The following is a 3,228-nucleotide window of genomic DNA, read 5'->3' as shown; positions in this document are numbered from 1 at the left end:
GGTGCCGGCACGCTCGCCGCGGGTGCGAACACCGGTGACATCCAGAGCCGGGTCAACAAGAGCGACTGGTCGAACTTCAGCGAGAGCGACGACTACAGCTACGCGACCAACACCGCCTACGCCGACGCCACGAAGGTGACCGTGTACGTCAACGGCACCCTCGCGAACGGCGTCGAGCCCAACTGACGAGGAGACAGTGGTGAGATCCCTTCTGCACCCCTTGCGCGGCGGGGGGCTCGCGGTCGCGCTGGCCACGCTGGTCACCACCGGCTTCGGCCTGCTCGCCGCCGGGACCGCCCCGGCCCATGCCCAGGGCAGCACCCTGAACCAGCTGGCCCAGGCCCATGGCCGCTACTTCGGCTCCGCGACCGACAACTCGGAACTCAACGACTCGGCCTATACCGCCGTCCTGGGCAGCGAGTTCGGCTCGATCACGCCCGGCAACTCGATGAAGTGGGACACCACGGAGCCCTCCCAGGGACAGTTCAACTTCAGCGGCGGCGACGCGATCGTCCAGTTCGCACAGGCACACAACCAGCAGGTGCGCGGCCACAACCTGGTCTGGCACAGCCAGTTGCCCAGCTGGGTGAGCAGCCTCCCCTCCAGCCAGGTCCAGGCCGCCATGGAGAACCACATCACCAAGGAGGCCGGCCACTACAAGGGAGAGGTCTACGCCTGGGACGTGGTCAACGAGCCCTTCAACGACGACGGCACCTATCGGACCGACGCGTTCTACAACGCCATGGGCAAGGACTACATCGCGGACGCGCTGCGCACCGCGCACGCCGCCGATCCCGGTGCCAAGCTGTACATCAACGACTACAACATCGACGGCACCGGCGCCAAGGCCGACGCCATGTACCAGCTGGCCAGCGACCTGAAGAAGCAGGGCGTGCCACTGGACGGCATCGGCTTCCAGGGCCATCTGGCGGTCCAGTACTCGTTCCCCTCCAACATGCAGCAGAACCTCCAGCGCTTCGCCGACCTCGGGCTCGACGTGGCGTTCACCGAGCTGGACGTCCGTATGGAACTGCCCGCTGACAGCGCCAAGCTGGCGGCCCAGGCCGACTACTACCGCCAGGTCACCGACGCGTGCCTCGCCGTCACCCGCTGCGTCGGCATCACCGTGTGGGACTTCGACGACAAGTACTCGTGGGTGCCGAGCACCTTCTCCGGGCAGGGCGCCGCCGACCTCTACGACGAGAACCTCCAGACCAAACCGGCGTACACCGCGGTCCAGACCGCGCTCGGCGGCGGTGGCGGCACGGACACCACACCGCCTTCCGCGCCCTCGGGTCTGGCGGTGTCCGGGACGACCAGTTCCAGCGTGTCGCTGAAGTGGTCCGCTTCGACGGACGACGTGGGGGTGACCGGGTACGACGTGTACCGGGGGTCGACGAAGGTGGGCAGTACCACGTCGACGTCGTACACGGACAGCGGGCTGTCGGCGTCCACGACGTACTCGTACACCGTGAAGGCGAAGGATGCCGCGGGGAACGTCTCGGCGGCGTCGGGTGCGGTGACGGCGACGACGGCCGCGAGTGGTGGTGGTACGCCGGGCACGGGTGCGGTGAAGGTGCAGTACAAGAACAACGACTCCGCACCGACGGACAATCAGATCAAGCCGGGTCTGCGGGTGGTGAACACCGGGAGTGATCCGGTGGACCTGTCCAAGGTGACGATTCGCTACTACTTCACCGGTGACGGCGGCTCGTCCACCTTCAACGCGTGGTGCGACTACGCGGCCGTGGGCTGTTCGAACGTGACGCAGAAGGTGGTCGCCCTGTCCTCGCCGAAGTCGGGCGCGGACCACTACGTGGAGGTCGGTTTCACCTCCGGTGCCGGCACGCTCGCCGCGGGGGCGAACACCGGTGACATCCAGAACCGGATCAGCAAGAGCGACTGGTCGAACTTCAGCGAGAGCGACGACTACAGCTACGCGACCAACACGGCCTACGCCGACGCCACGAAGGTGACCGTGTACGTCAACGGCACCCTCGCGAGCGGCATCGAACCGTAAACCCCGAAGGACACCGAGAGCTTCGCCCCGTGCGCGGCGGCCCGACCGGGGCCGGTCGCGTACGGGGCGAAGCGTCATGCCGACGACAGGAGGAGCCTCTCCAGACGGGCCCGCATCTGCTCGGGGACCTCGCCGTTCAGGACGGCCTCAGGGCGTGCCCTCCAGTTCGGGATCCACCGTCACTCCTCGGTCGCGCCTGCCGCGCGGACGCCGCGGTCAGAGGCTGCGCAGGCGCGCCAGCGTGGCGTCCAGGTCGGCCTTGCGGGGCCGGTTGTACGGCAGCTTGGCGAGCATGGCGGCCATGCCGCAGGTGTTGGTCACGGCGGAGAACACCAGACCGCCCGCGACGCCGGCGGACAGCAGCCGGAAGGCCGGGTGGACGAACTCGCCCAGGGCCAGGCCGGTCAGGACGAGCGATCCGGCGGTGAGGCGGACCTGGCGGTCCATGCTCCACGCCGACTTGACGTCACAGGCCACGGGGCGGTCCAGGTCGTTCCCCTGGGCGGCCCAGGCGCCGGTGCCGCCCGCGAGGGTCGCGGTGTGGATGCCCTTCTCGGCGAGCTGCCGGCAGGCGTTCTCGGAACGGGCGCCCGAGGCGCAGACCACGAGGATCTCGGCGCGCTCGGCGGCGCTGCGGATGTCGGGGAGCGCGCGGTCGAGCTGGTCCAGCGGGATGTTCAGGGCACCGGGTATGTGACCGCCGGCGTACTCACCGGGGGTGCGGACGTCGATCACGGTGAGTTCGTGCAGACGGTCCTGGGCCTGGTGGGGAGCGAGGGTGGTGAGGGTCGTCATGTCGGTTGTCGTCCTTGTGTTGTCGAGGGCGTCCCGGATCGGGGAGTGCCGTGTGTGGGGGGTGGGGTGCGGGGGGCGCCCGGCGTTTCCACTGTGCCAGGGCTCTGTGACGGCGAGGTCACACCAGTACGTCGGCGAACATGAAGAGCGCGACCGCGAGCAGCACCCAGGCGAAGACGCGTTGCAGCGTGCCGCCCTTGAGCTTCTTCGACAGGCGTTTGCCGTCCCAGGCCCCGAGGATGGCCGCCGCGGTGAACGGGGCGACGACCGCCCAGTCCAGGTGCACCCCGGTGCCGGCGCGGGCGCCGAGCGCGGCCAGCGAGTTGATCGTGATGACCAGCAGGCTGGTGCCGACGGCGCGGCGCATGGGCAGCTTGAGCACGCCCACCAGCGCGGGGACGGCGAGGAAGCCG

General features: G+C 69.1%; 4 protein-coding genes. 2 read left to right on the top strand and 2 right to left on the bottom strand.

Annotation, left to right across the window (positions count from 1 at the left end):
* Together QSK45_RS37935 and QSK45_RS37930 are read left to right on the top strand one after the other, a co-directional pair.
* Positions 1–186, top strand: a 186-nt coding sequence (locus QSK45_RS37935; protein WP_490993678.1) for a cellulose binding domain-containing protein, incomplete at its 5' end; no start/stop codon positions are given.
* Positions 187–199: 13 nt separating this feature from the next.
* Positions 200–2,020 (top strand): endo-1,4-beta-xylanase, encoded by a 1,821-nt coding sequence (locus QSK45_RS37930; protein ID WP_285563511.1) that lies wholly within the window; start codon positions 200–202, stop codon positions 2,018–2,020.
* Positions 2,021–2,236: 216 nt separating this feature from the next.
* On the opposite strand, the gene QSK45_RS37925 is transcribed toward QSK45_RS37930, so the two are convergent.
* Positions 2,237–2,815 (bottom strand): rhodanese-like domain-containing protein, encoded by a 579-nt coding sequence (locus QSK45_RS37925; protein WP_285563510.1) that lies wholly within the window; start codon positions 2,813–2,815, stop codon positions 2,237–2,239.
* A 118-nt stretch (positions 2,816–2,933) separates the two neighbouring features.
* A partial coding sequence (locus QSK45_RS37920; protein WP_285563509.1) for a sulfite exporter TauE/SafE family protein occupies positions 2,934–3,228 on the bottom strand: 295 nt, incomplete at its 5' end.

Source organism: Streptomyces hygroscopicus subsp. hygroscopicus (assembly GCF_030269125.1).
In the GTDB taxonomy this organism is placed as follows: domain Bacteria; phylum Actinomycetota; class Actinomycetes; order Streptomycetales; family Streptomycetaceae; genus Streptomyces; species Streptomyces hygroscopicus_C.
This window is presented reverse-complemented; position numbering and strand designations above follow the sequence as displayed.